Here is a 26,958-nt window from a genome sequence, read left to right as displayed (position 1 = left end):
GGGTCTCTTCGCCGCCCGCGCCGGGCTCGATCACATCAGATGTCAAGGAAACGCACGTCCTTCGCGTTCTTCTGGATGAAGTTGCGGCGGCTCTCGACGTCTTCACCCATCAGGGTCGAGAAGATCTCGTCGGCGGCGGCCGCGTCGTCCATGGTGACCTGCAGCAGCGTGCGGGTCTCGGGGTTCATCGTGGTCTCCCAGAGCTCCTGGTGGTTCATCTCGCCGAGACCCTTGTAGCGCTGCACGCCGTTGTCCTTCGGGATGCGCCAGCCCTTGGCCTGCCCCTCGACGAGCAGCGCGTCGCGCTCGCGGTCGGAGTAGACGTACTCGTGCTCGGCGTTCGTCCACTTGAGTCGGTACAGCGGCGGCTGCGCGAGGTACACGTAGCCGAACTCGATGAGCGGGCGCATGTAGCGGAAGAGCAGGGTGAGCAGCAGCGTCGTGATGTGCTGGCCGTCGACATCGGCGTCGGCCATGAGCACGATCTTGTGGTACCGGGCCTTGTCGGTGTTGAAGTCCTCGCCGATGCCGGCGCCGAACGCCGTGATCATGGCCTGCACCTCGGCGTTCGCGAGGGCGCGGTCGAGCCTGGCCTTCTCGACGTTCAGGATCTTGCCGCGGAGCGGGAGGATCGCCTGCGTCTCGGGGTTGCGGCCCTGCACGGCGGAGCCTCCGGCCGAGTCGCCCTCGACGATGAAGATCTCGGAGATCGACGGGTCCTTCGAGGAGCAGTCCTTGAGCTTGCCCGGCATGCCGCCGGACTCGAGGAGGCCCTTGCGGCGGGTCGCCTCGCGCGCCTTGCGGGCGGCGAGTCGAGCCGTTGCGGCCTGGATCGCCTTGCGGATGATCTCGCGGGCCTGCGTCGGGTTGCGTTCGAACCAGTCGCCGAGCTGGTCGGCGGTGACCTTCTGCACGAAGGACTTCGCCTCGGTGTTGCCGAGCTTGGTCTTGGTCTGGCCCTCGAACTGCGGTTCGCCGAGCTTCACCGAGATGACGGCGGTCAGCCCCTCGCGCACATCGTCGCCGGAGAGGTTCTCGTCCTTCTCCTTGATGATGTTCTTCTCGCGCGCGTACCGGTTGACGAGCGTGGTCAGCGCTGCACGGAAGCCCTCTTCGTGCGTGCCGCCCTCATGCGTGTTGATCGTGTTCGCATAGGTGTGCACCGACTCGGAGTAGGAGGTGGTCCACTGCATCGCGACCTCGAGCGCGATCTTGCGCTCGGTGTCCTCGGATTCGAACGAGATGATCTCGTCGTTCACGACGTCGGACTTCTTCGAACGGTTGAGGTACTCGACGTAGTCGACGAGGCCGCGCTCGTAGAGGAAGGTGTCGGTGCGCGGAGCCGCGGCATCCGATTCGTGCTCGGCCGTGTCTTCGAGCGGAATCTCGCTGTGGCCGGCGCGGAGGTCGGTCAGCTCGATGCGAAGGCCCTTGTTGAGGAACGCCATCTGCTGGAACCGGGTGCGAAGCGTCTCGTAGTCGAACTCGAGCGTCTCGAAGATGCTGCCGTCGGGCCAGAACGTGATCGTGGTGCCGGTCTCGGTGCTCTCGCCGACCAGGGCCAGGGGCGCCTGCGGCACACCGCCGTCGCGGTACGACTGGGTCCAGACCTGACCCTGCTGACGCACCTCGACCTCGAGACGCGTCGACAGCGCGTTCACGACCGACGAGCCGACGCCGTGCAGGCCGCCCGAGACGGCGTAGGCGCCGCCGCCGAACTTGCCGCCGGCGTGGAGCACGGTGAGCACGACCTCGACGGTCGACTTGCCCTCGGTCTTGTGGATGCCCACGGGAATGCCGCGACCGTTGTCGACGACCCGGATCGCGCCGTCGGGCAGGATCGTCACGTCGATGGTGTCGGCGTAGCCGGCGAGCGCCTCGTCGACGGAGTTGTCGACGATCTCGTAGACGAGGTGGTGGAGTCCTCGCGGCCCGGTTGATCCGATGTACATTCCGGGGCGCTTGCGAACCGCTTCGAGGCCCTCGAGAACCTGGATCGCATCGGCGCCGTATTCAGGCTCGCTCTCGGCCTTGATCGGTTCCGCTGTCATGGGTGAATCGGGCTCCAAACCGTCGTACTGGCGACTCTCGATCCTATCAAACGGAGACGCCGGAGCAGCCCGGAAGCGCCGTTCTCAGACGAGAACGCACCTCGGGCGACCGAATTTGCCGTCTCAGCCGTAGGTATCGCGCGGACCGCGCCCTGGAATCGATCTGGGGCCCCTTTTCCAGGTGGGGGCGTCCGGCCCCTGAAAGCGGATGCTCTCGACACCCGCTTCGGGGAATCCGTCGAGGATGCGGGTGACGAGGTCGGCACGCAGGATTCGCAGCTGCGTCGCCCACGCGGTCGACTCGCACCGCACCTGGAGAACGCCGTGCTCGATGCCGATCGGTTCGGAGTGCGCCGCGATCTCGTCGCCGACGAGCGAGGACCACGACGCGAGCAGTTCGTGCTGCGACAGCGGTGCGCTCCAGCCGAGCTGCGACGTGAGTCCGTCGATGGCGTCGCCGAGCGGCTTCGGGTCGCGACCGGGCGTGAACGGCTCGCTGCCCGAGCGCTCGCGCACCTTGCGTCGAAGGCGTGCGCCGCCCGTGCGCGGCTGGCCGCCGAACACCTCGCGGAAGTGCTGGTAGACGCGGAGCGACTCGGATTCTGCAGGGCGCTCAGCCATCGACCGCTCCGTCTTCGGCGTCGGCGCGCCCGGCCTCGTCGACTGCCTCGGTCGGGTCGTCTTCGAGCACGGTTCCATGATCGATGCGGATGACGCGAGCCACCAGGTGCTCGGGCACGTCTTCGAGCACGGCCGCCGTGACGAGCACCTGCTCGTACCCGCCGATCGCTGCCGCCAGGCGCTCGCGCCGCGCCCGATCGAGCTCGGCGAAGACGTCGTCGAGCACGAGCACGGGATCGCCCGTCGCCGAATCGCGTCGGAGGAGCTGCGCGGATGCCAGTCGCAGGGCGAGTGCGAACGACCACGACTCCCCGTGGCTCGCGTACCCCTTCGCCGGCAGGCCGTTGAGCATGAGCAGCACGTCGTCGCGATGCGGGCCGACGAGCGTGACGCCGCGCTCGAGTTCTTTCGCGCGGAGCGTTCGGAGGGCCTCGGCGAATCGTTGGGCCGTGCCCGAGACCGGCGGGCCACCGGCATCCGGAACCTGATCGCCCGAATCGGACGCACCGTCGATCGAGCTCCCCTCGACCGACCCGCCGTCGAGCGCGTCGGCGTCGGGATCGGCGCCGTCGACGGAGAGCATCGATCGCAGTTCGGGCGCATGGTCGGCATCGACGATCGATGCGTAGGCCTCGGCGAGCGGGCCGGCGAGCTCTTCGACGAGCGCGACCCGTCGATCGATGATCTCGGAACCGAAGTGCACGAGGCGTTCGTCCCAGATGTCGAGGGTCGTGAGCTTGTCGGCCGCGAGGCCGCGAGCCCTGGCGCTCTTCAGCAGGGTGTTGCGCTGACGGAGCACCCGGTCGTAGTCGGCCATGACGCCGGCGAGTCGCGGAGTGCGCTGCACGAGGAGCTCGTCGAGCAGGCGCCGGCGGACCGAGGGTTCGCCGCGCACGATCGCGAGGTCTTCGGGGGCGAAGAGCACGCTGTGCGCATAGCGGGGAAGTTCGCGGGTCTTCACGGCCGATCGGTTCAGCTGCGCACGGTTCGCACCCTTGCGGTTCAACTGGAGCTCGACCAGCAGCTCGCGTTCGGCGTGGGCGAGCAGTGCCCGCACGATCGCGGCGTCCGACCCGGCCTTGATCAGTGCCTGGTCGTTGGAGACGCGGTGCGAGCCGAGCGTCGCGAGATAGCCGATCGCCTCGACGAGGTTGGTCTTGCCTTGACCGTTGCGACCGACGAAGACCGTCGTGCCCGGCCCCAGCGAGAGCTCGGCGCGTGCGTAGTTGCGGTAATCGGTCAACGAGAGCCGCACGACGTGCACGTCAGCTCCCTTCGATTCGAACGCGACCCACGCTATCGGCGGCGGCCGACACCCGAATCAGCGGAGCAACAGGTTGGGCTGCAGCAGGTAGCGGTACGTGTCGGCGCCGGCCTGCTCGCGCGAGGTCTGGCTCGTGATGAGCACAGGGCCCGGCTTGTTCGGGTTCTCGGTCTTGGTGAACGAGATGCGCACGAACTCGGAGTTCACGGCGCCGAGCCCGTCGAGCAGGAACTGCGGCTTCAGCGAGACGACCGTGTCGTCGCCGGTGAGGATCGCATCGATGCTCTCCTGCGCCTGGGCCTGCTCGCTGCCGATGGCCTCGAGCGTGAGTCCGTCGGACGTGAACGTGAAGCGCAGTGCCGCCTCGCGCTCGAGCACGAGCGAGACGCGGCGGGTGGCCTCGATGAGCTCAGCCGTGTTCATGACCGCGTAGTTCTCCACCGTCTCGGGGAACAACCGGCGGACCGGAGGGAAGTTGCCCTTGATGAGCAGGCTCGTGACGGTCTTCCGGTCGGCGCTGAAGGCGATCAGCTCGCGATCGTCGCGGCTCGTGATCGAGACCGAGATGGTGCCGGAGTGGCCGAACGTCTTGCCGACCTCCTGCAGGGTGCGGGCCGGAACGAGCGCGGTGACCGATTCCTCGGCGGCCGCGGTGCCGCCGACGGCCCCGCCGTCCCAGTCGATCTCGCGCACGGCGACGCGGTAGCGGTCGGTCGCGACGAGACCCAGGCTGTTCTCGCGGACCTCGAGCTGCACGCCCGTGATCACCGGCGTCACGTCGTCGCGCGATGCGGCGACCGCGACCTGTGCGACCGCGGCCGCGAACTCCTCGGCCGGAACGACGCCCGACTGCTCGCCGATCTCGGGGATCGACGGGTACTCCTCGACGGGCATCGACAGCAGCGTGAAGCTCGCCGATCCGCAGCTGACCTGGATGCGCGACTCCTCGGTCGCGATGCGCACGGGCGCGTTCGGCAGACGGCCGGCGATCTCGGCGAGCAGTCGGCCCGAGACCAGCACGGTGCCCTGCTCCTCGACGTCGGCCTGGATCTCGGTCTGCGACGAGACCTCGTAGTCGAACGAGGAGAGCACGAGGCCGCCCTCGTTCGCCTGGATGAGCACGCCGGACAGGATCGGAAGCGTGGTTCGCTGCGGCAGCAGCTTGACGGCGAACGACACGGCTTCGCTGAAGACGTCGCGATTGACCTGGAACTTCACGGTTCTCCTGTCGTGGAGGTGCTGGGTGGCTCCCATGCTATCCGCAGGGTGCAGCAGCACGCCGAGCGAATCGAGCGATGCGGTCGCGGAGCGCTCCCCGACCGCACATGTTATGGAGCCCTCTGGGATTAACCAGTTCTCTTAACGGTGTTAACCGTTGTGGAAACTGTGGATGGTGTTCGGAGATGCGCGGAACGGTGCCGATCGGAGGCCATCGCATCTGTGCACGGTGTGTGGATTCGCACGGTCTCGACCCCGGTCATATCTGCACGCCGTCTGCAGTTCTCCACAGGCCTGCGCGAAAGGTTCACAGTGTTCAGGCGGTTGCTCGTTAACAATCCACAAGCTGTCCACAGGTGTGGGATTCGGTTCCGGATGTCGCATCCGCGCGCATTTCGGGCGTGTCCCGGCCGTTCGGCGGCCCGCCGACCGCGTTCGCGGGGTCGCCGGTCACCGCCGGCGCGGGCGTACCGCGGCGCGCTGCGGCATCCGGATCAGCGGTAGCGGCTGACCTGCTTGATGCGTGCGGTGAGCTCGGTGACCTGGTTGTAGATCGACCGCCGCTCCTTCATCAGCTCGGAGATCTTCTTGTTGGCGTACATCACCGTCGTGTGGTCGCGGTTGCCGAAGAGCTGTCCGATCTTCGGCAGCGACAGGCTCGTGAGCTCACGGCACAGGTACATCGCGATCTGACGCGCGGTCGCGACGGCCTGCGACCGGCTCGAGCCGTAGAGGTCGTCGACCGTGAGCTTGAAGTAGTCGGCGGTCGCCGTGATGATGTCGACCGGCGCCACCACGTTGTCGGCGTCATCCGTGATCAGGTCCTTCAGCACGGTCTGCACCAGGGGCATGTCGACCGGCGTGCGGTTCAGGCTCGCGAACGCGGTCACGCGGATGAGGGTGCCCTCGAGCTCGCGGATGTTGCTCGACACCTTCGAGGCCATGTACTCAAGGATCTCGTCGGGCACCTGCAGACGCTCGGACTGCGCCTTCTTGCGGAGGATCGCGATGCGCGTCTCGAGGTCGGGCGCCTGCACGTCGGTGATGAGGCCCCACTCGAACCGGCTGCGCATGCGGTCCTCGAAGCCCGTCAGCAGCTTCGGAGGCACGTCGCTCGTGATCACGACCTGCTTGTTGTGATCGTGCAGTGTGTTGAAGGTGTGGAAGAACGCCTCCTGCGTCTCCGCCTTGCCCTGCAGGAACTGGATGTCGTCGATCAGCAGGATGTCGATGCTCCGGTAGCGCTGCTGGAACAGGGAGCCTCGGTTGTTCGCGATCGAGTTGATGAAGTCGTTCGTGAACTCCTCGGAACTCACGTACCGCACCCGGATACCGGGGTACAGGCTCATCGCATAGTGGCCGATGGCATGCAGGAGGTGGGTCTTGCCCAAGCCGGAGTCGCCGTAGATGAACAGCGGGTTGTACGCCTTGGCCGGCGCTTCGGCCACGGCGACCGCGGCCGCATGCGCGAACCGGTTGGACTGGCCGATGACGAAGCTCTCGAAGGCGTACTTCGGGTTGAGTCGGGTGTCGCCCGGTCGATCGGGACTCGTGTTCTCGAACACCGACTGCGGACTGGCCGGGAGGTCGACGCGATCCTCGAGTGCTGTCAGGCCGATCGGCGACAGCGGATCGGGATCGGGCGCGCGGACCTCTTCGAGCTCGGGGTTCACGACCACGTAGAAGGAGGTGACCGGGGTCGGCGCCTCGATCACGCTCATGGCCGAGAGCAGCGAGACGCGCATGCGCTGATTCAGCATGGTCGCCGTGAAGTCGTTCGGCACCTCGAGGTAGAACGTGCCCGCGGCGATGCCCTTCGGCTCGACCAGGCTGAGGAAGCCCTGGAGCATCGGCGTGATCGCCGTGTCTTCGGAAAGTCGATCGAGGACGGCCGCCCATGTATCGGTGATGGGCTGTTCGGTCATCTTTCCCCGCAATCTCGGTGCTCTCGTCATCCGCTCGTCGTCCCCCCGAACGACGGAGCGAGCGGCGCGAGGCGAAGTATTCACAACGTTATCCACTGGCTGTGGGCAGATTCTGGGCGATGCGCGTGATTCCGCGCCCGAAGCTGGGGATAACTGGTCTCAAACGGTAGCGAAAGTCGGGCCTGTGGACAAATGCCGATTGGGGGATCCCGCGTTCTCGGCGTGTCTTTCCACAGGTATTCCGGAGGTACGAGAGATACTCTTTCGTTTGCGCTACGCCGACTGGAACCATGCCTGGTTTGACCACGGGGCCTCGAGGCCGTAGTTTTAATCAGTTGACCCCAGCCCGTTCCGGGCACCCAGTTTTCCCGTCACCCTCTGGTTCGGCTCCTGCCGAACGTCCTGAGCGGCGCGGAGATCCGAAAGTCGGAGAAGAAGAATGAGCAAGCGTACGTTCCAGCCGAACAACCGTCGTCGTGCCAAGAAGCACGGCTTCCGTCTTCGCATGCGCACCCGCGCCGGCCGTGCCATCCTGTCGGCACGTCGCGCCAAGGGTCGCACCGAACTCTCCGCATAAGTCGTTCGGTGCTCGCCAAGGCCAATCGCATCACGAGCGCCGATGACTATCGAGTCGTCGTGCGTCGTGGTGCGAAGGTGGCGACCCAGCACACCGTGAGCTACGTCCGGTCGCGCGAAGCGACCAGCGACGCGCGATTCGGCTTCATCGTCTCGAAGAAGGTCGGCTCTGCGGTGCGACGCAATCGCATCCGTCGCCGGCTCAAGGCCGTGAGTCGCGAAGCGCTGCTCGCCGGTGCTTGCGATGTCGATGTCGTCGTGCGTGCGCTCCCGGGCGCTGCCGACGCCACCTGGCCCGAGCTCCGCTCCGAAGTGCTCAACGCGCTCGTGCGGCGAAACGTGATCGCCGATACCGAACCCGACGCCCCGAGGGCGCCGGGTTCTTCGGGTGCGCCCTCCGCGAAGACGGTGCGCGATGCGTGACGTCGCGCTCTTCGTGGGGTTGATCCCGCGAAACCTCGGAGTCCTGCTGCTCCGCGGGTACCGCGCCGCGATTTCCCCGCTCTACGGGGATGTCTGCCGCTACTACCCCTCCTGCTCCGCATACGGACTCGGATCCGTGCAGCAACGAGGCCTTCTGCTCGGCAGCGCCCTGACGGCGTGGCGCATCCTCCGATGCAACCCCTGGACCGCCGGCGGCATCGACGACGTCCGGCCTCCTCGACACGACCGCTACCGGACCACGACGTTCGGATGGGTCGTGCCCAAGGGCATGTTCCCCAAGGCCGAGGCGGATGCCGCGGCCGCCCGCCTCGCCCACGAGCAGGCGCACCTCTCCCCCGGTGCGCACGTCGCTTCCGACGCTCCTGCCTCCGACGTCTCGAAGACGTCGCCTTCCGGCTCCGGCGCCCCCATGCTTCGCCCGCTCGTCGTCGAGCCGGCGCTTTCGGTTTCCTCCCCCGCACTGTCCCGAAAGGACTGACCCGCAGCAATGGATATCATCAGCCTTGTTCTCTGGCCCATCAAATGGGTCATCGAGCTGATCCTCGTCGCGTTCCACTCGCTGTGGACGTTCACCGGGCTCGACCCCGATGCGGGCATCACCTGGATCCTCTCGATCGTCGGCCTCGTCATCGTGGTGCGTGCCGCGCTGATCCCGATCTTCGTGCGCCAGATCAAGAGCCAGCGACGCATGCTCGAGGTTGCGCCGCAGCTCAAGAAGATCCAGGAGAAGTACAAGGGCAAGAAGGACCAGTTCTCGCGCGAGGCGATGTCACGCGAGACCATGGAGCTCTACAAGAAGACGGGCACCAACCCGCTCTCGTCGTGCCTCCCCCTGCTGCTGCAGATGCCGATCTTCTTCGGCCTCTTCTCCGTGCTCAACGATGCGCAGCACGACAAGGCCGGCGTCGGCGTCTTCACCCAAGAGCTCGCGAACTCGTTCGCCAACTCCGAGTTCCTCGGCGCTCCGCTGAAAGGCACGTTCATCGGTGCGATGAACGGCGAGTACCCCTGGCAGGTCATGGTCATCGCGGCCACGATGATCGTGCTCATGACGGCGTCGCAGTTCATCACGCAGCTCCAGATCGTCTCGAAGAACATGTCGCCTGAGACCAAGGCGAGCCCGATGTTCCGCCAGCAGCGCATCATGTTGTACCTGCTCCCCCTGGTCTTCGCGTTCTCGGGCGTGGCGTTCCCCATCGGCGTCATGTTCTACTGGCTCGTCTCGAACTTCTGGACCATGGGCCAGCAGTTCCTCGTGATCCGCAACATGCCGACTCCGGGCAGCGAAGCCGCCAAGGCCCGCGAGGCTCGCCTCGCGAAGCGCGGCAAGCTCGTGGTGGAAGACCAGGACTCGACGACGATCGTCGTCGAGGAGAAGAAGACGACGACGCAGCGCCAGCAGCCGGTCGGCAAGAACCGCGCGAAGAAGCAGGGTGGAAAGTAACCATGACCGACGTTCAGCAGCACGTGAATGACGAGCGCACCGTTCCTCAGCTCGAAGAAGAGGGCGACATCGCCGCGGACTACATCGAGGAGCTTCTCGACATCTGCGACCTCGATGGCGACATCGACATCGATGCCCGCAACGGCCGCGCGTACATCTCCGTCAACGCAGGCGACGGCGCGAACCTGAACCTGCTCTCGAAGCCCGAGACCGTGACCGCCCTCCAGGAGCTCACGCGCCTCGCGGTGCAGACGAAGACCGGGGTGTTCTCACGCCTCATCCTCGACATCGGTGGCTCGCGCGATGCGCGTCGCGACGAGCTGGCACGCCTCGTCGACCGTGCGGTCGAGCGCATCGAGGCCGGCTCCGCCGAGGCGTCGCTGCCGCCGATGTCGTCCTACGAGCGCAAGCTCGTGCACGACCTCGTCGGTGAGCGCGGCTTCCACTCCGCGTCGCGCGGTGAGGGTGCCGACCGCCACACGGTCATCACGCGTTCCGCGTGACGTTTCACGTGAAACGATGACGACAGACGAGTCGGGTGCTGCACCCGTGAACACTGAACTCGAGGCAGAGCCGGCCGCGGCGGCCGCAGCCTTCGGTTCGCATCTCGACCTCGGCCGGCAGTTCGCTGCTTCGCTCGCGACGCACGGCGAGGAGTTGGGGCTTATCGGCCCGCTCGAACTCCCACGTCTCTGGACGCGCCATATCGTGAACTCCGCCCTTGTCGCGCCTCTGCTGCGGCCGGGCCGGGTCGCCGATGTCGGTTCCGGCGCCGGGCTTCCCGGACTCGTGCTCGCGATCATTCGACCGGATGTCTCGTTCACCCTGATCGAGCCGATGGAGCGTCGTGTCGACTGGCTGTCGCGCCAGGTCGATGAGCTGCAACTCTCGAACGTCGTCGTCGAGCGGGCTCGTGCTGAAGACTCCGGGTTCAAGCACCAGTTCGACCAGGTGACCGCCCGTGCAGTGAGCGCGCTGCGTACGCTGATCCCGGTCACCGCTCCCCTACTGAAGGCCGGCGGCGAGTTCGTGCTGTTGAAGGGCGCCGGCGTCGATGGCGAGATGGGTGCCGCCGAGAAGGTCTTCCGCAAGTACCGGGTGATCGATCCTGAGGTGGTGCTGCTCGGTGAAGAGCTCGACACCGAAGTCACTCGGGTGTTCCGGGCCCGTATCGCAGCGCCCTGACGTTCCCCTACTCCATGGCGTGCTCTGTCGAGCTCGCCGACCGGTTCCACTGAACGCCCGGTCTTCGCTTCATCGAAGCGGAGCCGGGCGTTCTGCGTTGGTGGTCGCTCGGTGCGGTCTCGTGGGGCGGCTGGCTTGCGCCCACTGCGGTCGCGTTGCAGAACTCTGGAGATATCGCTCAGGCGATGCGACCACCGAGATGGCGCGGTCGTCCCTTGGCCTGCACTTCAGTGCGCAGTCACACGGATGCCGTCCTGGTCCGTGATGGCGTGGCCGCGCGTTGCTGGTCGGTGAGGGTCGAGCTTCTTGTGGCGTGAATGTTCGAACATCGGCGCCTTGGGCGTGCTGCGCGGCGCGCTGTGTCGTGTGCGCTCAGCTCACAGACGTGTCCTTCGGTTCTGCGACTGCCGGCAGGTGCGGGCTACAGGGGTGCTCGGTTGGACCGCTCCCCCATGTCGATCGACAGAGTCATCAGGACGCACCGCCGAAGTGATCTGCTGGAGGGGTGTCCGGTCGGTCCGCACTGGTGGGCGGGGCTACCGCAGTCGGCCCCCTGGGTCACGGCGCCTAGATCACAGTGCCTGGGTGACGGCGCCGGGACCGCGCGTTCGAACGATCACGCTCGCGCGTTGTCTGCCGCGCACAGGCACGACGCCCTCGAATGGCGGGGCTCCATCGTGGAGGCTGCTCCTCTCTGGAGGCTTGCGGCAGGTGCCTACGCTGTATCAGGAGACCTCTGGCATGGCTGCAGCGCGCGGGGAACGAGAGTGAAGGCACCTGCAGACTTAACCAACGACGTGGCCTTCAGGGACGCGCGCGGTGATCGTCGCCTGGGTGTTGGTCGGAGCCTGTCGATGCGAAGCGATACGGAGTGCCGTTAGGTCGACATTCGACGCACTTCGTCGGCGACTCGCATGCCGCAGGCTGGTACGCCAGCACATCCATCCCGCCGACTCGACTTCACCGCAGTGCGTGGATTCGCTCGTGCCGGATCACCGTTTCACGTGAAACGGTGATGTGTCAGACGAGCGGCCCGGCGGGTTCAGTCGGCATGTCTCTTCGGTCGTCCGGCTCGCGAGCACCACGGGAACCTGGGCTGGACGCGTACCGCGCACAGACGGTGCGCGGTACGTTGCGTTTCACGTGAAACGGCGGGATCTTGAACGGCATTCGCGCACATCTGGCTCTTCTGCCGACAGAGTCGTGCGTGACCACGAATACCAGCGCAATCAGTCGGTCTGCGTCGGTGCCGACGGTTAAGCTTGACTGTCTGGCGAGTCCATCGAGACTCGCCGAACGTGGTGGGCGGCCGATCGTGGGGAATGACGGATCAGGGCAGGAGAGTTCGGTATGGCGCAGGGCGGAGGACGTGGATGGTTTCATCGGCGTCGCCCACAGCCTGAACCGGCATCCGAGAACCAATCATCCGCTCCCCGAATGAAGTCTGACGAGCCAGTGCTGCCCCCTTCGAACCACGTTCCACCCCAAGACGTCGCTGGCACTCAGTCCTTCGAGGCGCCGGCCGAGGTGTCTCCGGTGTCCCACGGCTCCTCTGATTCGGCGCGACCGAACAGTTTGGTTCCCGTCACGGCTCCCCCAGCAGGTGATCTACCTCCCGCTCAGCGATACGAGCAGACGGTGCCGTCACCCCCCGCTGCTTCATCGAGCCCGGTTGCGGCGTCGGCGAACCCTGCGTCGACTGCCAGTCCTGTGCCCGCACCGCGCTCGGCTGCCTACGACTGGGACGCCGCGACGGCTGCTGCGTTCGCGGAGCCCGATGCGCCGCCTCGCACCACGCCGCACGAGCACACGGTCAGCGAACCTGATCGGCTCCTCGAGGACATCATTCGTGAGATCGTCGGCGATGCCGCCGTCGACACGGTGAGTTCGCTGCACTCGGCTCGCGCAGCGGCGAGTGCCGGACCGACCCCAGCGGTTTCCACGCCGGTGACCGTGGACGATACGGCTTTGAAGCCAGAGACCACTGCAACCCCACCGAGTCCACAGACCGAGACCCAGCGCTTCGTTGACAACGGTGGACGACCGACCGCCACGCTCTCGGACGCGGGGGCCGCGCCAATCGGCGAGCACGCTCAGGAATCACCGCGGTCTGCACCGCCTACGTCAGATTCACCAGACGCTTTCACGGGATCGATCGAACCGGCTGCCGACGAGGCGCGGACGGATCCTTCCCCAGCCCCCCTGACATCAGTAGCCACGCAGCCCGTTTCACGTGAAACGGACGCGTCTGCAACGCTCGCCACCAACGCTGAAGCGCCTGTCGAACGCACCGACGCGCCCATCGCATCATCGTCCGCCGCTCCCCCGACGGCGCCTGCACCGCAGCGCCCGACCGAGCAGGCACCCGCAACGGGCGTTTCACGTGAAACGCCCGCCGAATTCGGAGGAACTCCCCTGGCTGACCAGATTGCCGACGAGACTCGTCGACGCATCGCTCTCGAAACCGCAGTGCTGCCGCTCCCGGCGACCACCCGGGTCATCACGATCTCGAACCAGAAGGGCGGCGTCGGCAAGACGACCACCGCCGTGAACCTCGCGGCAGCCCTCGCGCGTTCGGGCGCTCACGTCCTGGTGGTCGATCTCGACCCGCAGGGCAACGCCTCGACCGCCCTTGGTGTTGATCATCGCTCCGACCAGCAGAGCGTCTACGAGGTGCTGGTCGCCGATCTCGACCTTGCACAGGTCGTGCGTCGATCCACCGAGCACGAGCGTCTCGACTGCGTTCCCGCCACGATCCACCTCGCTGGTGCCGAGATCGAACTCGTCTCCCTTGTTGCCCGTGAGCAACGCCTGCGTCGCGCGATCGACAAGCACCTGGCTGCCATGGAGCGCCCGTACGACTACGTGTTCATCGACTGCCCGCCCTCGCTCGGGCTCCTGACGATCAACGCGTTCGTCGCTGCGCGTGAGGTGCTCATTCCGATCCAGTGCGAGTACTACGCACTGGAGGGTCTCTCGCAGTTGCTCAGCAACATCGAGCTGATCGAGAAGCATCTGAACCCCGAACTGCGGCTGTCGACGATCCTCCTCACGATGTACGACTCGCGGACCAACCTCGCTCAGCAGGTGGCCCAAGAGGTTCGCGACCACTTCCCCGTCCAGACGCTCGAGACGATCATCCCCCGCTCCGTCCGCGTCTCCGAGGCCCCCAGCTATGGGCAGAGCGTGATCAGCTACGACTATTCGTCGTCCGGATCGCTCTCGTATCGCGAAGCTGCCGCTGAGATCGCACAGCGTGCCGCTCTTGCTGCGGCGCAGAAGGAAGGAATCTGATGGCCACCAAGCGAACCGGTCTCGGTCGGGGCATCGGCGCCCTCATTCCGTCGAGCGAGACCACCGAGGGCGCTGCACGACCCGTTGACGTCTTCTTCCCCGGTGCAGACGCCGCACCGGTCGCGTCCGTCGCCGTGATCGAGCAGGCCGTCGCCGACGAGGGCCTGCTTGCGGTTCCTGGTGCCCATCTCGCTCGTCTAAACCCCGAAGACATCGTGCCGAACGCGGTCCAGCCGAGAAGCGTGTTCGATCCCGATGACCTTGCCGAGCTCGTGCACTCGGTTCGCGAGTTCGGCGTGCTGCAGCCGATCGTCGTCCGTCCGCATCCCGATCTGCCCGGCAAGTACGAGCTGGTCATGGGAGAGCGGCGCCTTCGCGCCACCAAGGCAGCGGGCCTCGATTCGATCCCGGCGGTCGTCAAGGACACTGCGAACGAGGACATGCTCCGCGACGCCCTCCTCGAGAACCTCCACCGCTCACAGCTCAACCCTCTCGAGGAAGCATCGGCGTACCAGCAGTTGCTCGCCGACTTCGGCATCACGCAGGAGGAACTCGCGTCGCGCATCGGTAGATCGCGTCCGCAGATCTCCAACACGCTTCGTCTGCTGAAGCTCCCCGAGCCGGTGCAACTCCGTGTCGCGGCCGGCGTTCTCAGCGCGGGCCACGCACGCGCCATCCTGGCGACGGCAGGCGATGCTGCATCGATGCAGCGCTTCGCCGACAAGATCGTGAACGAGGAATTGTCCGTCCGCGCGGCCGAAGCAGCGGCCACCTCGCAGGCGCCGGCGGCGACCCGAGCGAAGCCCGCAGCGGGCAAGCGCCAGGACTTTCTGGACGACCTGGCCACGCGACTCGGAGATCGCCTCAACACCCGCGTGAAGATCGCATTGGGAGCACGAAAAGGCCAGATCAGCATCGATTTCGCCACCGTGCAGGACCTTCGTCGCATTCTCAGTGACCTCGGCGAGGATCTCGAAGGCGTGTGATGCGATCTCGCGCTCAGAATCGTTCCTGACGAACTGAAATCGACGAGAAACGGCACCTGATCCGTCTGGATCAGGTGCCGTTTCTCGATTCAGCGCACGAAGGATGTGCGCCGTCGAAGGTCGATCGACCGAACGCGGTCAGGCCCGCGCGGTGGTCCGGGCTGCTCGCGCGACCGCCGCATGCACGAGACCGGAGTAGACGGCCGCCGCGTTCGTCGCCGAGGCCTCGATGGCGAGGGGCACCAGGGAGGTCTCGGTCAGTCCAGGCAGTACGTTCGCCTCGAGGAACCACGGCACCCCTGCGGCATCCACGATGAAGTCGACACGCGACAGATCACGGAGACCGAGGGTCGTGTGTGCATGGATCGCTGCTGCCGCGACCGTCTCGATCGCCGCGGAGTCGAGACGCGACGGTGCATAGAACGTGGTCTCCCCCGCGTTGTACCGTGCCTGGAAACTGTAGATGCCCGCGGTTGGGTCGATCTCCACCGGAGTCAATGCGACTGGACCCTCGCCGGCATCGACGATGGCGACCGCGATCTCGGTGCCGAGGATTCGTCGCTCGACGACGACCACGTCGGCGTAGGTGAAGGCATCGACCATCGCACGTGCCAGGTCGCTCGGGTCGGTGACGATGCTGACACCCTGCGCCGAGCCGCCCATCGCAGGCTTCACGACGAGCTCGCCCGGCAGGGCGTCGCGCACGATCTGAAGCACGCCGGCCGCTCCGAGCTCGCGGAACGATTCGTGCGAGAGCACGATCGACTCGGGAACCGACGCACCCGAGGCGGCGATGAGCGAGCTCGCGATCGGCTTCGACCAGGCACGTCGCGCGGCGGCCGCCGTGGATCCGACGGTGGGGATGCCGAGGGCGTCGAGCAGGCCGAGAAGGGATCCGTCTTCGCCGCTCGAGCCGTGCAGTGCCGGGAACACCACGTCGGGGCGGGTGTCGGCGAGGAACGGCAGCAGACCGGCATCCGGATCGCGGAGGGTCACGGTGTGGCCCGCGGACGTGAGTGCGTCGGCGACACGTCGCCCGGAGCGGAGTGAGACATCGCGCTCGTGGGAGATGCCGCCCGCGAGGACGACGACGTTCAGACCGTTGGAATCGCTCATGATCTGGGGTTTCTCCACTACTTGAGGTCGGTCGGGGGCGCGAGCTCGATGCCGGGCGTCGCGGGGAGTTGGAGCGTTCCGGTGCCGGCGAACGTGTCGAGCAGGTCGAGCTCGCCGTTGACGACGGTGGCCAGTCGACGGATGCCGACGCGGATCGCGTCTGGCGTCGGGTAGCAGAACGAGAGGCGCATCGCGTGTCGGCCTCGGCCATCGGCGAAGAACGCCGTGCCGGGCGTGTAGGCGACCAGCTCCTTCACCGCGCGGGGCAGCATCTGCTTCGAATCGAGGACGTCGGGCATGGTGACCCAGACGTAGAACCCGCCCTTGGGGTTGGTCCAACTGAGCTGGGGCAGGTGCTCCCCCAGTGCCTCGATCATGGCGTCCTTCCGCTCGCGATAGACACCGCGGAACGTGTCGATCTGCGCACGCCAATCGGTCGTCGAGAGGTACTCGGAGACCACGAGCTGGCTGAACGAGCTCGGCGAGAGGATCGCCGACTCGGCGGCGAGGATGAGCTTCTCGCGGATCGCGTGCGGTGCGAGCGCCCATCCGACGCGGAACCCGGGCGCGAGGGTCTTCGAGAATGATCCGAGGTAGATGACCCCCTCGGGGTCGAGCGATCGCAGCGCATTCGGTGCGGGTTCGTCGAAGTGGAGCAGGCCGTACGGGTTGTCTTCGAGGACGAGGATCTCGTTCGTTCGGCAGATCTCGAGGATCTCGGGTCGGCGCTCGGCCGAGAGCGTCACACCTGCCGGGTTGTGGAAGTTCGGGATCGTGTAGAGGAACTTGATGCGACGGCCCTGGCCCCGAAGGTGGGCGATCGTCTGGCGGAGGGCCTCGGGAATCAGGCCGTCTTCGTCCATCGCGACGTGCACCACGTTCGCCTGGTAGGAGCGGAACACGCCGAGCGCGCCGACGTAGCTGGGCGACTCCGCGAGGATCACGTCTCCGGGATCGATGAACAGCTTCGCGACCAGGTCGAGTGCCTGCTGCGACCCGGTCGACGTGACGACGTTGTCGACCGAGCCGTGGATGCCCTCGAGCGCCATGACGTCGAGGATGTGCTCGCGAAGGGCGGGAACTCCCTGGCCAGAGCCGTATTGCAGAGCGGTCGGACCATCGGTGCGCATGACCCGATCCATCGAGGAGATGATCAGTTCTTGCGGCAGCGCGGAGACGAACGGCATGCCGCCGGCGAGCGAGACCACCTCGGGCCGCGAGGCGACGGCGAACAGGGCTCGGACTTCGGAGGCGGCCAGGCCGGCGGCTCGCTCGGCGTAGTTCGCGTACCACGGGTCGAGGTTGTTGCCGGTCCGCTGGGGGACGCCGTCAGAGGTCACGAGTGGTTCTTCCGTTCTGTTCGAGTTGTTCCATGCTAATTGCCGCATGGAGGGGTGATTCGCACCGCGTCGCCCGGTGAGGGCGGCGGCGACGTGCTGGGCGGATGCCGCGACATCCGCATGCGACATCCGCGAGACCTGCCCTGGAGATGCGAAAGACCCGCCCGGCGTGTGCCGGGCGGGTCTCGATGCGCTACGAGGCTGCCGGCTACGAGATGTAGGCGGCGAGGTCGGCCTCGAGGGCGGGCTTCGGCTTGGCGCCGATGACGGTCTTGACGACCTCGCCCTTCTCGAAGACCTTGAACGCGGGGATCGCGGTGATCTGGTACTTCATCGCGAGCTGGGGGTTCTCGTCGACGTTGATCTTGACGATGTCGAGCTTGTCGGCGTGCTCGGTCGCGATCTGGTCGAGGATCGGGCTGACCGCACGACACGGTCCGCACCACTCGGCCCAGAAGTCGACCAGGACGGCCTTCTCGTTGTTGAGGACCTCCTGCTCGAAGGTGGCCTCGTTCACTGCACGTGCACTCATGGATGTCTCCTCAGGGGTGAAGTGGATCAGCGTCGTCGGTCAGTCGACCGAGACGAATTCGTTCTCGAGCAGGGCCTCGGCAGCGTGCACGTTGCCCTGCGCGGCGAGGTAGTGCTCGGCGTCGAGCGCGGCGACCGTGCCCGAGCCTGCGGCGGTGATGGCCTGGCGGTAGTGCGGGTCGATGACGTCGCCGGCGGCGAACACACCGGGCAGCGAGGTCTTCGAGGTGCGGCCGTCGACCCAGATGGTGCCCTCGGCGGTCAGGTCGAGCTTGCCGTGCACGAGGTGGGTACGAGGGTCGTTGCCGATCGCGACGAACAGGCCGTCGAGCTCGAGCAGGCGCTCCTCGCCGGTGACCGTGTCGCGCAGCGTGACGCCGGTGACCGCGGTCTCGCCCTGGATCGCGGCGACCTCGGAGTTCCAGACGAACTCGATCTTCTCGTTGTCGGCAGCGCGCTGCTGCATGATCTTCGATGCCTTGAGGCTGTCGCGACGGTGGATCACGTAGACCTTGTCGGCGAAGCGCGTGAGGAACGTCGCCTCCTCCATGGCCGAGTCGCCGCCGCCGACGACCGCGATGGTCTTCTGGCGGAAGAAGAAGCCGTCGCAGGTGGCGCACCACGAGAGGCCGTGGCCCGACAGGACCTCCTCCTCGGGGAGGCCGAGCTTGCGGTAGGCGGAGCCGGTCGCGTAGATGAGCGCCGCAGCCTCGTGGGTCTCGCCGTTGCCGAGCGTGACGCGCTTGACGGGGCCGTCGATGTCGAGCGACACGACGTCGTCGTAGACGACCTCGGTGCCGAAGCGCTCGGCCTGCGCCTGCAGCTTGCCCATGAGGTCGGGACCCATGATGCCCTCGGGGAAACCGGGGAAGTTCTCGACCTCGGTCGTGTTCATCAGCTCGCCGCCGATCTCGACCGAGCTCGCGATGAGCAGGGGCTTGAGCTCTGCGCGGGCTGCGTAGATCGCCGCGGTGAAGCCCGCGGGACCTGAGCCGATGATGATGATGTCGCGCAAGGAAGCTCCTGTCGTCGTTCGGTGGTTCGTGGCTTCCGGATCGATGGAGTCGATCGGAGGCACCGACATGGTCAACACAGTCTAGGCGTCGCGTATTCCGGTGCCCTCGGCGCACGCGGTTTGTGACGGATGCCGCGGGTCGGCGCTCGTGCCGCCTGCGGTCAGCGCCTCGGGGCTGCGGCTCAGCGCCGGCGCAGGCGCGCGATGGCCGGCTCGGCGAATCCGCGGAACTCGGGCGACTTGAGCAGCCACAGTCCGCCGAAGTACAGGCCCGACATGACGATGCCGATGACGACCATCGAGACGATCGCGCCGATTCGACTGGACACGGCGTAACCGCCTTCGGTGGTTCCGCCGAGGACGACCAGCAGTGCGAGCCCGACGATCACCGGTACGACGAGCGCGAGCAGCGACCGGGCGACCGCGCCACCGATGCGACGACCGTCGAGCGTGCCGAGGCGTCGGCGCAGGAGAACCGTGGCGAGCACGAACTGCGCGAGCACCGCCAGGGTGGTCGCGACGGCCACACCGACGCCGATCCACTCGAGGGGCAGCAACAGGCAGGAGAAGGCGGCGATCGAGAAGACGATCACCTGGAACAGCGTGAAGAAGAACGGGGTGCGGGTGTCGTTGAGTGCGTAGAAGGTGCGCTGCACGACGAAGAGGAGACTGAACGCCACGAGACCGATCGCGAGCGCGATCAGGATGTTGCCGATGGCGGATGCCGCGGCGAACCCGGTCTGGAACACAGCGCCGAACGGGTAGGCGACCACGATGAGACCGGCGGCGGCGAGGGCGAGGATCACGAGCACGCCCCGCACGGCGCTCGACAGGTCGCTCCGCACCTCGTCGAGGTTGTCGATCGCCGCATGCTCGCTCATTCGGGTGAAGTAGGCGGTGGCGATCGAGACGGTGATCACCGAGTGCGGCAGCATGAAGACGAGCCACGCCGTGTCGAATGCGGCGACCGAGGCGCCCTGACCGGATGCCGTGAAGAGAACACGGGTCTGCACGATGCCCGCCAGCGTCGTGAGCAGGAGCATCCCGAAGGTCCAGCCGGCGAGCCTGCCCGCGGTGCGGAGGCCGACGCCGCGCCAGGCGAAGTCGGGCCGGAACCGGAGGCCGACCCTGCGCCAGAACCAGAACAGCACGAGCGCCTGCACCGCGATGCCGAGGGTGGCCGAGCCGGCGAGGAGGGCGACCATGCCAGAGGTCCAGTCGTCGACGCCCCGAGCACCGTCGGGGTCGAAGCCGAACGCGAAGCCGAACACCACGAGACCCGCGATGGCCACGATGTTGTTCAGCACCGGCACCCAGGTGAACGGGCCGAAGCTCCGGCGCGCGTTGAGCACCTCGCCGAGCAGCGTGTAGAGCCCGTAGAAGAAGATCTGCGGCATGCACCACCAGGCGAAGGCGATGGCCAACGGCAGGATGTCGGCGTTGGAACCTGCGTACAGCGAGGTGAGCAGGGGGGCCAGGGCGGTCGCGAGCAGCGTGGCGCCGAGCAGGATCACCATCGCCAGGGTGAGCAGCTTGTTGATGTATCCGGTGCCGCCATCGGCGTGGGCCGAGGCACGGACGATCTGCGGCACGAGGACGGCGCTCAGTACGCCGCCCGCGACGATCACGTACACCGTGTTGGGCAGTCCGTTCGCGACGGCGAAGGCGTCGGCGCTGATCGACGGCACCACGCCGATCGTGCCCGCGAGCACGATGGCCTTCACGAACCCGAGGACGCGCGAGACGAGCGTTCCCGAAGCGAGGAACAGGCTCGCCCGCCCGATGCGGTCGTCAGTCATCGTCTCGGTCGCTCGTTTCATCGGGTTCGGTCGTATCGTCGGGTTCGGTCGGTTCGGTCGGTTCGTCGTGTTCGTCGCGTTCGTTCGGTTCGGACGACTCGTTCGCACCGGCGGGCTCGGAGGACTCGGCCGTGGCTGCGGCATCCGCGGCCCGTGCTCGGCGGCGGCGACGGATGTTGCGCCACAGGCCGATGCCGAACACGATGATGACGATTCCGCCGAGGATCGCGGCGCCGAGGCCCTCCCAGTCGGCGCGGACATCTGCGGTGATGATGACGGTGGACCCGACCGACACGCCGGTGAGCGACTGCAGCGAGACCGCGAGCCGTACCTCGCCGTTGCCGACGCCGGCGGCGACCGGCACGATGACCGTGCTGCGGGACTCGGGCTCGACGGTGACCTGTACGGGCTCGTCGACGACCAGGCGGCCGTTGGAGGGGGCGACGTCGACCTGCACGGTGACCGGCAAGGAGAGCGTGTTCTGCACGGTGACGGGGATGCCGGTCTCGCTCGCCACGACGAGCACGGTGCTACTCGGCACGACCGAGATCGAGTCGACGGCGGCATGCTGGGCGGCGATCCACTCGGTCGTCGAGGCGCTCCACTCGGTGGGGGTGGCGAGCCAGCCGGTGTCGAACAGTGCGAGCATGTCGCGACGTACGGGGCCGGTGAGCTCGGTCGGCTCTTCGAGCACGGTCGCGAAGGCGTCGACGTCGCCCTCGACGGTCACCATGTTCTCGGCGAGCGTGCGCCGCGCCTCGTCTTCGGTCGAGTCGACGAGCGAGCGGGCCGTGGGCGGTGCGCCGATGGCCTGCGCGAGCCCGGTGAGCGAGACGAACGGTGCGGTCGCGAGCTCGTCGAGCAGGTCGCCGACCCGGTCGGACACCAGGCCGTAGTCGCGGCCGAACGTGGCCAGCAGCGGCCCGTTCGACGCGTTCGCCGAGCCGTCGAGGGCTGCGCGGGCCAATACCTCGCCGGTGGCGTCGCGCCACTCGAGGTCGGTCGCGGCGGCGCCGGCGGTGCGGACGGCCTCGGTGAGGTCGTCGTCGGAGACGATGGCCGTGCCCCCATCGACCAGGGCGGAGGCACGTGCCCCTTCGAGCGGCTCGACGTTCGCCGAGTCGAGCACGGTCGTGGTGAGCCCAGCCGAGCTGAAGAAGGAGAGGTTGCCCGGCCCGACCGTGTCGTCGCCCGGCCAGGCGATGTCGGCACGGGTGTAGGGCCAGTCGAGGAGCGCCTCGATGCTCGGAACGGGCGACACCGGCTCGGTGGGAACGGGCGTCGGCGTGGGGGTCGCGGCGTCATCGCCATCGGCGTTCTGCCCGGCTGCGGGGTCGACCAGGAAGTCGTCGGGGTCGAGCACGTCGTCGAACGAGGTCGGCTGCAGCGGTGCCGGGAGTCCGATCTGCGCCTCGAGGGCGAGGTCTGCATCGGCGTAGGCGAGCGGGAACGTCTCGTTGGGCAGGGCGGCGAGGCGATCGAGCCATTCGGTCGCGGTGACCGGTGCGGAGGTGCCGAGCACACGGATCGAGGCGATGATGCGCGGATCGATGCCGATCGCGATCTGGCGGCCGCTCAGCGCGTCGAGCTGCCGGGTGAGGAGTCCGCTGGCCGAAGTCCAGTTCTCGAGGTCGTCGCTGGCGATGAGGCCCGATGACGAGGCGGGAACCGTGATCGGTGCGACGAGGGCGAGCGGTGCGCCGGCGGAGGCGACCGCCGTGTTCGCGAAGGCCGACGTGCCGGTCGAGACGACCGTGTCGCCGACCACGAGTTCGGCTCCGAGACCGACGACGGGCGATGCGGCGAGTTCGTCGAAGGCGGCGGCGGGCACCGTGAACGCGACCTGGGTGACGCCGCCGGCGGCGAGCGTGCGCGAGGCCGTCTCGCCGAGGGCGACGCTGCTCGACCCGAATGCGGCGCCGGTGTCGAGGGTCGCGAGCCATGCATCGAGTTCGGAGTCGTCGTCGATCGCGTCGGCCGAGCGTACGAGGCGCACGGAGCCGGCTTCGACGAAGGAGCCGCTGCGGTTCTCGAGCTCGACGGTGATGGTCACGGGCGCGGTCGCCGTGCCCGGCGTGTAGGTGGGGGCGAGCGTCGGCGCGATGCTCAGGAGCACACCCTCTGCTCCGCCCTCGGGGGCTGCGCGCCCCAGCATCGCGGCGCTGCTCGCGGCCTCGTCGCCGGAGTCGCCCGCGGTCGGGTCGAACGCGTTCTCGGTGCCGAACAGCACGTCTTGGATGTCGCCGACGGGGTCGGCGCCCGTCGTGCCGGCCGCCAGGGGCACCAGCACGAGGGTCGCGGCCGCGACGGTGGCGGCGCTGACGAGGAGGGTGCGTCGCACGCCCGTCGCGCCGGTGGAACCGACTCGCCTGCGGGCGCGACGACGCGCAGCATTCGAGTCGGCCATGCAGGGATTCTACGGCGTGAGTCCGCCGTGTCTGTGCGTGTTTGCACAGCTTCGAGGCGGTCGACGGATGCCGCGGGCGGCTGCGATCGGACCCGTCGCGTTCGACGGGCGCGGCGCAGCGACATCCGCCCCGCTTAACATGGGAGGCATGGAGAGTGTCGCGGCAGCCCTCGACCGGCTGGGCGAGCTGGCGGCTTCGCCGACGGTCTCGAAGCTCGCGACGGCGTTCGAGCGCGCCGGCCACGAGCTCGCCCTCGTCGGCGGTCCGGTGCGCGACGCGTTCCTCGGCCGGCCCGTGAACGACCTCGACTTCACGACCGACGCCACGCCCGACGAGATCCTCGCGATCGTGAAGCCCATCGCCGAGGCGCACTGGGACATCGGCCGCGCGTTCGGCACGATCGGCGCCAAGGTCGCGGGCGAGCAGGTCGAGATCACGACGTACCGGGCCGACGCCTACGACGGCGAGTCCCGCAAGCCCGAAGTGGTCTTCGGCGACAGCCTCGAGGGCGACCTCGGCCGCCGCGACTTCACGGTGAACGCGCTCGCGCTGCGCCTGCCGAAGCTCGAGCTCGTCGACCCGACGGGCGGCGTCGAAGACCTGCTCGCGAAGACGCTCCGCACACCGGCCGCGCCCGAGCGCTCGTTCGGCGACGACCCGCTGCGCATGCTGCGCGCGGCCCGCTTCTCGGCGCAGCTCGGCTTCGAGGTCGAGGAGGGCACGCTCGAGGCGATGTCGACGCTCGCCGCCGAGATCGACCGCATCTCGGCCGAGCGCGTGCGCGACGAACTCGTCAAGCTGCTGCTGACGTCGTCGCCCCGCGGCGGCATCCGTCTGCTGGTGGACTCGGGCCTCGCCGAGCGCGTGCTGCCCGAGGTGCCGGCCCTTCGCCTCGAGGTCGACGAGCACCATCACCACAAGGACGTCTACGAGCACTCGCTGACCGTGCTCGACCAGGCCATCGACTACGAGGTCTCGCGCGGCAACCTCGACTCCCCCGATCTCGTGGTGCGCATCGCGGCACTGCTGCACGACATCGGCAAGCCGGGCACGCGGCGGCTCGAGTCGGGCGGGGTGGTGTCGTTCCACCACCACGACGTGGTCGGCGCCAAGCTCGCGCGCAAGCGCCTGCGCGCCCTGCGCTTCGACAACGACACCATCGCGGCGGTCTCGCGCCTCATCGAGCTGCACCTGCGCTTCTTCGGCTATGCGGATGCCGCGTGGACCGACTCCGCGGTTCGACGCTACGTGCGCGACGCGGGCGACCAGCTCGAGCGCCTGCACATCCTCACGCGCGCCGATGTCACGACGCGCAACCGGCGCAAGGCCGACCGCCTCGGATTCGCGTACGACGACCTCGAGGAGCGCATCGCCGTGCTCGCAGAGGAGGAGGAGCTCGCAGCCGTGCGGCCCGAGCTCGACGGCGCCGACATCATGCGCCTGCTCTCGATTCCGCCCGGGCCCGTCGTCGGCGAGGCCTATCGCTACCTCCTCGAGGTGCGGCTCGACGAGGGCCCCATCGGGGCGGATGCCGCAGAGCAGCGCCTGCGCGACTGGTGGGCCTCGCGCGAGGCCTGAGTCCGTCGCCGGACGTCGTGTCGGGGTTCGGCGCCGAGCGCCGGCCCGCTCGGCGGCTCGCCGCCGAATGGCTTCTGCACGCGGCATCCGCTAGACTGTCAAGGTTGCCCGTGCGCCTCGAATGTGAGGCCTCCTCGGGTGGCGTATGCACAACCCTCCTGCTGCAGAGATCCTGTAGCCGTTTGAGTCCGAAGGAGGTGGGTTAGTCATGCACCAGTACGAGCTGATGGTTATCCTCGATCCCGAGATCGATGAGCGCACCGTTGCTCCCAGCCTTGACAAGTTCCTCAACGTCATCCGTAACGATGGCGGCAGTGTCGACAAGGTCGACATCTGGGGACGTCGTCGCCTGGCCTACGAGATCAACAAGAAGAACGAGGGCATCTACGCCGTCGTCGACTTCACCGCCGAGTCCAAGACCACCGACGAGCTCGACCGCCAGCTGAACCTCAGCGAAGCAGTCATGCGCACGAAGGTGCTCCGCGCAGAAGAGGCGATCGCACAGGTCGCCGCTCACGCGAAGGCTCAGGAAGAGAAGGCCGCCAAGAAGGCTGCCGCTTCGGCCAAGAAGGACGCCTAGTCCCCATGGCAGGCGAGACCATCATCACTGTGGTGGGCAACCTCACGGCAGATCCCGAACTGCGGTACACGCAGGGCGGACTGGCGGTTGCCAACTTCACCATCGCTTCCACTCCTCGTACGTTCGACCGTCAGGCGAACGAGTGGAAGGACGGCGAAGCGCTGTTCCTGCGTGCGAGCTGCTGGCGTGAATTCGCCGAGCACGTCGCAGGTTCGCTCACCAAGGGTTCCCGGGTCATCGCTACCGGACGTCTCAAGCAGCGTTCCTACGAGACGAAGGAAGGCGAGAAGCGCACCTCCATGGAGCTGGAGATCGACGAGATCGGTCCCTCGCTCCGGTACGCAACGGCTTCCATCACGCGTGCACAGTCCAACCGCGGTGCGGTCGGTGGCGGCGGCTCCTACGGGGGCGGCAGCAACCAGTCCGACGACGCTTGGGCTCCCAGCGCTCCCGCAGCCCAGTCGGGCGGCGGCGGCGACGTCTGGAACACGCCTGGAACGAACTACGGCGACGAGACGCCCTTCTAGGCCTCACGGCCGGTGATTCGGATGCTGCCAGCCGGTGCGTCCGCTTCACTCGAAAATCTTCAATAGACAGGAAATCCAATGGCTGGAAAGAGCAGCGGCGATCGCCGCAAGCCGAGCCGCGGGAAGGGCGCGAAGAACGCCGCCCCGGCGAAGTCCATCAAGGTCGGCATCATCGACTACAAGGACGTTGCGACCCTTCGCAAGTTCATCTCCGAGCGTGGAAAGATCCGCGCCCGCCGCATCACCGGTGTCTCCGTGCAGGAGCAGCGCCTGATCGCCCGTGCCGTCAAGAACGCACGCGAGATGGCCCTTCTGCCCTACTCCGGCTCTGGCCGTTAAGGAGCACGACAATGGCAAAGGTTATTCTCACGCACGAGGTCTCCGGCCTCGGTGTCGCCGGTGACGTGGTCGAGGTCAAGAACGGCTACGCACGCAACTACCTCGTCCCCCAGGGCTTCGCGACTCCGTGGACCCGCGGTGGCGAGAAGCAGGTCGACCAGATCAAGGCCGCTCGCACGGCTCGCGCTCTGCACTCGCTCGAAGACGCGCAGGCCTTCAAGGCCTCGCTCGAGTCGGGCAAGGTCAAGCTGGCTGTCAAGGCCGGCGTCGGCGGACGCCTCTTCGGCTCCGTCAAGACCTCGGATGTCGCTGCTGCAGTCGAGGCCGCAGGCCTCGGCTCGGTCGACAAGCGCAAGGTCACGATCCCCTCGCCGATCAAGTCGGTCGGCGACCACGAGGCCGTCGTGCGTCTGCACGACGAGCTCTCGGCCACGATCATCCTTCAGGTGGTCGCCGCGAAGTAATTCGCGCACGCATCACGGACGGCGGTTCGGGCTTCGGCCCGGACCGCCGTTTCGCGTCTTGCCCCGAGCGCCGTGCCCAGCGCCGACGAGGGCTTCGCGCGCGGTTCCGGGCGCGTGATCGAGCGCATCCGATCGGCCGCGAAAGCAAGGAATCGTCAGTGTTTCCTGTGACTGTTGTACACAGGTGGGGTGTGCATGACCGTGGACTTTTCAAGAAGTTTTTCCACACAGGTGTGGAAAGAGTAAATGCCTG

General features: G+C 67.3%; 24 protein-coding genes. 13 read left to right on the top strand and 11 right to left on the bottom strand.

Features of this window, described 5'->3' with window-relative positions:
• Nucleotides 1–35 precede the first annotated feature (35 nt).
• The 5 genes from gyrB to dnaA form a co-directional block, all read right to left on the bottom strand.
• On the bottom strand, nt 36–2,051 hold the full coding sequence (gyrB, locus tag GQR16_RS05645; RefSeq protein ID WP_157414166.1) for a DNA topoisomerase (ATP-hydrolyzing) subunit B: 2,016 nt from the start codon (nt 2,049–2,051) through the stop codon (nt 36–38).
• 123 nt (nt 2,052–2,174) lie between these two features.
• Nucleotides 2,175–2,672: a DciA family protein gene (locus GQR16_RS05640; RefSeq protein ID WP_157414165.1), complete on the bottom strand. Its 498-nt coding sequence runs from the start codon at nt 2,670–2,672 to the stop codon at nt 2,175–2,177.
• A complete protein-coding gene (gene recF, locus GQR16_RS05635) occupies nt 2,665–3,936 on the bottom strand; it encodes a DNA replication/repair protein RecF (protein WP_157414164.1) in 1,272 nt (423 codons plus the stop codon). Before recF ends, GQR16_RS05640 begins: the two co-directional genes overlap by 8 nt.
• A gap of 57 nt (nt 3,937–3,993) precedes the next feature.
• Nucleotides 3,994–5,154 carry a DNA polymerase III subunit beta gene (dnaN, locus tag GQR16_RS05630; protein WP_157414307.1) on the bottom strand — a complete coding sequence of 387 codons (1,161 nt, stop codon included), beginning with the start codon at nt 5,152–5,154 and terminating at the stop codon, nt 3,994–3,996.
• Between the two features lie 494 nt (nt 5,155–5,648).
• Nucleotides 5,649–7,079 (bottom strand): chromosomal replication initiator protein DnaA, encoded by a 1,431-nt coding sequence (gene dnaA, locus GQR16_RS05625; RefSeq protein ID WP_157414163.1) that lies wholly within the window; start codon nt 7,077–7,079, stop codon nt 5,649–5,651.
• A gap of 439 nt (nt 7,080–7,518) precedes the next feature.
• Here dnaA and rpmH point away from each other — a divergent pair, with 439 nt between their 5' ends.
• From rpmH to GQR16_RS05585, 8 genes are all read left to right on the top strand, one after another.
• Nucleotides 7,519–7,656, top strand: coding sequence for a 50S ribosomal protein L34 (gene rpmH, locus GQR16_RS05620; protein WP_022889115.1), 138 nt, complete (start codon nt 7,519–7,521; stop codon nt 7,654–7,656).
• Nucleotides 7,657–7,664: 8 nt separating this feature from the next.
• On the top strand, nt 7,665–8,078 hold the full coding sequence (rnpA, locus tag GQR16_RS05615) for a ribonuclease P protein component (RefSeq protein WP_157414162.1): 414 nt from the start codon (nt 7,665–7,667) through the stop codon (nt 8,076–8,078).
• Nucleotides 8,071–8,577 carry a membrane protein insertion efficiency factor YidD gene (gene yidD / locus GQR16_RS20170; RefSeq protein WP_157414161.1) on the top strand — a complete coding sequence of 169 codons (507 nt, stop codon included), beginning with the start codon at nt 8,071–8,073 and terminating at the stop codon, nt 8,575–8,577. Before rnpA ends, yidD begins: the two co-directional genes overlap by 8 nt.
• A gap of 9 nt (nt 8,578–8,586) precedes the next feature.
• Nucleotides 8,587–9,543: a membrane protein insertase YidC gene (gene yidC, locus GQR16_RS05605; protein WP_157414160.1), complete on the top strand. Its 957-nt coding sequence runs from the start codon at nt 8,587–8,589 to the stop codon at nt 9,541–9,543.
• 2 nt (nt 9,544–9,545) lie between these two features.
• Nucleotides 9,546–10,046: a Jag family protein gene (locus GQR16_RS05600; protein ID WP_157414159.1), complete on the top strand. Its 501-nt coding sequence runs from the start codon at nt 9,546–9,548 to the stop codon at nt 10,044–10,046.
• Nucleotides 10,047–10,062: 16 nt separating this feature from the next.
• Nucleotides 10,063–10,728: a 16S rRNA (guanine(527)-N(7))-methyltransferase RsmG gene (gene rsmG / locus GQR16_RS05595; RefSeq protein ID WP_157414158.1), complete on the top strand. Its 666-nt coding sequence runs from the start codon at nt 10,063–10,065 to the stop codon at nt 10,726–10,728.
• A gap of 2,415 nt (nt 10,729–13,143) precedes the next feature.
• Nucleotides 13,144–14,022: a ParA family protein gene (locus tag GQR16_RS19870; protein WP_281351373.1), complete on the top strand. Its 879-nt coding sequence runs from the start codon at nt 13,144–13,146 to the stop codon at nt 14,020–14,022.
• A complete protein-coding gene (locus tag GQR16_RS05585; protein WP_157414156.1) occupies nt 14,022–15,008 on the top strand; it encodes a ParB/RepB/Spo0J family partition protein in 987 nt (328 codons plus the stop codon). Before GQR16_RS19870 ends, GQR16_RS05585 begins: the two co-directional genes overlap by 1 nt.
• Before the next feature lie 138 nt (nt 15,009–15,146).
• Here the strand turns inward: GQR16_RS05585 and GQR16_RS05580 are convergent, their stop codons facing one another.
• The 6 genes from GQR16_RS05580 to GQR16_RS05555 form a co-directional block, all read right to left on the bottom strand.
• A complete protein-coding gene (locus GQR16_RS05580) occupies nt 15,147–16,124 on the bottom strand; it encodes a D-alanine--D-alanine ligase family protein (RefSeq protein ID WP_157414155.1) in 978 nt (325 codons plus the stop codon).
• Nucleotides 16,125–16,141: 17 nt separating this feature from the next.
• Nucleotides 16,142–17,464, bottom strand: a complete 1,323-nt coding sequence (locus tag GQR16_RS05575; RefSeq protein ID WP_246200555.1) for an aminotransferase-like domain-containing protein — start codon at nt 17,462–17,464, stop codon at nt 16,142–16,144.
• Nucleotides 17,465–17,672: 208 nt separating this feature from the next.
• Nucleotides 17,673–17,996 (bottom strand): thioredoxin, encoded by a 324-nt coding sequence (gene trxA / locus GQR16_RS05570; RefSeq protein ID WP_157414154.1) that lies wholly within the window; start codon nt 17,994–17,996, stop codon nt 17,673–17,675.
• A gap of 39 nt (nt 17,997–18,035) precedes the next feature.
• On the bottom strand, nt 18,036–19,010 hold the full coding sequence (gene trxB, locus GQR16_RS05565) for a thioredoxin-disulfide reductase (protein ID WP_157414153.1): 975 nt from the start codon (nt 19,008–19,010) through the stop codon (nt 18,036–18,038).
• Between the two features lie 182 nt (nt 19,011–19,192).
• Nucleotides 19,193–20,809: a murein biosynthesis integral membrane protein MurJ gene (gene murJ, locus GQR16_RS05560; RefSeq protein WP_157414152.1), complete on the bottom strand. Its 1,617-nt coding sequence runs from the start codon at nt 20,807–20,809 to the stop codon at nt 19,193–19,195.
• On the bottom strand, nt 20,802–23,216 hold the full coding sequence (locus GQR16_RS05555; protein WP_157414151.1) for a DUF6049 family protein: 2,415 nt from the start codon (nt 23,214–23,216) through the stop codon (nt 20,802–20,804). Before GQR16_RS05555 ends, murJ begins: the two co-directional genes overlap by 8 nt.
• 148 nt (nt 23,217–23,364) lie before the next feature.
• On the opposite strand from GQR16_RS05555, the gene GQR16_RS05550 reads away from it, so the two are divergent.
• From GQR16_RS05550 to rplI, 5 genes are all read left to right on the top strand, one after another.
• Nucleotides 23,365–24,795 carry a CCA tRNA nucleotidyltransferase gene (locus GQR16_RS05550; protein WP_157414150.1) on the top strand — a complete coding sequence of 477 codons (1,431 nt, stop codon included), beginning with the start codon at nt 23,365–23,367 and terminating at the stop codon, nt 24,793–24,795.
• Nucleotides 24,796–25,003: 208 nt separating this feature from the next.
• Complete coding sequence (gene rpsF, locus GQR16_RS05545; RefSeq protein ID WP_055854044.1) at nt 25,004–25,375, top strand: 30S ribosomal protein S6; 372 nt, start codon at nt 25,004–25,006, stop codon at nt 25,373–25,375.
• Nucleotides 25,376–25,380: 5 nt separating this feature from the next.
• The gene (locus tag GQR16_RS05540) at nt 25,381–25,902 is read left to right on the top strand and encodes a single-stranded DNA-binding protein (protein ID WP_157414149.1); all 522 of its coding nucleotides are present in this window, start codon (nt 25,381–25,383) and stop codon (nt 25,900–25,902) included.
• A 78-nt stretch (nt 25,903–25,980) separates the two neighbouring features.
• Nucleotides 25,981–26,241, top strand: coding sequence for a 30S ribosomal protein S18 (gene rpsR, locus GQR16_RS05535; RefSeq protein ID WP_022889097.1), 261 nt, complete (start codon nt 25,981–25,983; stop codon nt 26,239–26,241).
• Between the two features lie 11 nt (nt 26,242–26,252).
• Nucleotides 26,253–26,705, top strand: coding sequence for a 50S ribosomal protein L9 (gene rplI, locus GQR16_RS05530; protein WP_157414148.1), 453 nt, complete (start codon nt 26,253–26,255; stop codon nt 26,703–26,705).
• Nucleotides 26,706–26,958 lie beyond the last annotated feature (253 nt).

It is taken from the genome of Agromyces allii, from assembly GCF_009749385.1.
GTDB lineage: Bacteria > Actinomycetota > Actinomycetes > Actinomycetales > Microbacteriaceae > Agromyces > Agromyces allii.
This window is presented reverse-complemented; position numbering and strand designations above follow the sequence as displayed.

What these genes read in the sequence shown, in the direction of transcription:
- GQR16_RS05550 (WP_157414150.1), top strand. Translation starts at nt 23,365, where the DNA reads ATGGAGAGTGTCGCGGCAGCCCTCGACCGGCTGGGCGAGCTGGCGGCT.
- dnaA (WP_157414163.1), bottom strand. Translation starts at nt 7,079, where the DNA reads ATGACCGAACAGCCCATCACCGATACATGGGCGGCCGTCCTCGATCGA.
- rpmH (WP_022889115.1), top strand. Translation starts at nt 7,519, where the DNA reads ATGAGCAAGCGTACGTTCCAGCCGAACAACCGTCGTCGTGCCAAGAAG.
- GQR16_RS05580 (WP_157414155.1), bottom strand. Translation starts at nt 16,124, where the DNA reads ATGAGCGATTCCAACGGTCTGAACGTCGTCGTCCTCGCGGGCGGCATC.
- GQR16_RS05555 (WP_157414151.1), bottom strand. Translation starts at nt 23,216, where the DNA reads ATGGCCGACTCGAATGCTGCGCGTCGTCGCGCCCGCAGGCGAGTCGGT.
- GQR16_RS05540 (WP_157414149.1), top strand. Translation starts at nt 25,381, where the DNA reads ATGGCAGGCGAGACCATCATCACTGTGGTGGGCAACCTCACGGCAGAT.
- rpsF (WP_055854044.1), top strand. Translation starts at nt 25,004, where the DNA reads ATGCACCAGTACGAGCTGATGGTTATCCTCGATCCCGAGATCGATGAG.
- rplI (WP_157414148.1), top strand. Translation starts at nt 26,253, where the DNA reads ATGGCAAAGGTTATTCTCACGCACGAGGTCTCCGGCCTCGGTGTCGCC.
- yidD (WP_157414161.1), top strand. Translation starts at nt 8,071, where the DNA reads ATGCGTGACGTCGCGCTCTTCGTGGGGTTGATCCCGCGAAACCTCGGA.
- yidC (WP_157414160.1), top strand. Translation starts at nt 8,587, where the DNA reads ATGGATATCATCAGCCTTGTTCTCTGGCCCATCAAATGGGTCATCGAG.
- trxA (WP_157414154.1), bottom strand. Translation starts at nt 17,996, where the DNA reads ATGAGTGCACGTGCAGTGAACGAGGCCACCTTCGAGCAGGAGGTCCTC.
- gyrB (WP_157414166.1), bottom strand. Translation starts at nt 2,051, where the DNA reads ATGACAGCGGAACCGATCAAGGCCGAGAGCGAGCCTGAATACGGCGCC.
- GQR16_RS05585 (WP_157414156.1), top strand. Translation starts at nt 14,022, where the DNA reads ATGGCCACCAAGCGAACCGGTCTCGGTCGGGGCATCGGCGCCCTCATT.
- GQR16_RS05640 (WP_157414165.1), bottom strand. Translation starts at nt 2,672, where the DNA reads ATGGCTGAGCGCCCTGCAGAATCCGAGTCGCTCCGCGTCTACCAGCAC.
- murJ (WP_157414152.1), bottom strand. Translation starts at nt 20,809, where the DNA reads ATGACTGACGACCGCATCGGGCGGGCGAGCCTGTTCCTCGCTTCGGGA.
- GQR16_RS05600 (WP_157414159.1), top strand. Translation starts at nt 9,546, where the DNA reads ATGACCGACGTTCAGCAGCACGTGAATGACGAGCGCACCGTTCCTCAG.
- rpsR (WP_022889097.1), top strand. Translation starts at nt 25,981, where the DNA reads ATGGCTGGAAAGAGCAGCGGCGATCGCCGCAAGCCGAGCCGCGGGAAG.
- rsmG (WP_157414158.1), top strand. Translation starts at nt 10,063, where the DNA reads ATGACGACAGACGAGTCGGGTGCTGCACCCGTGAACACTGAACTCGAG.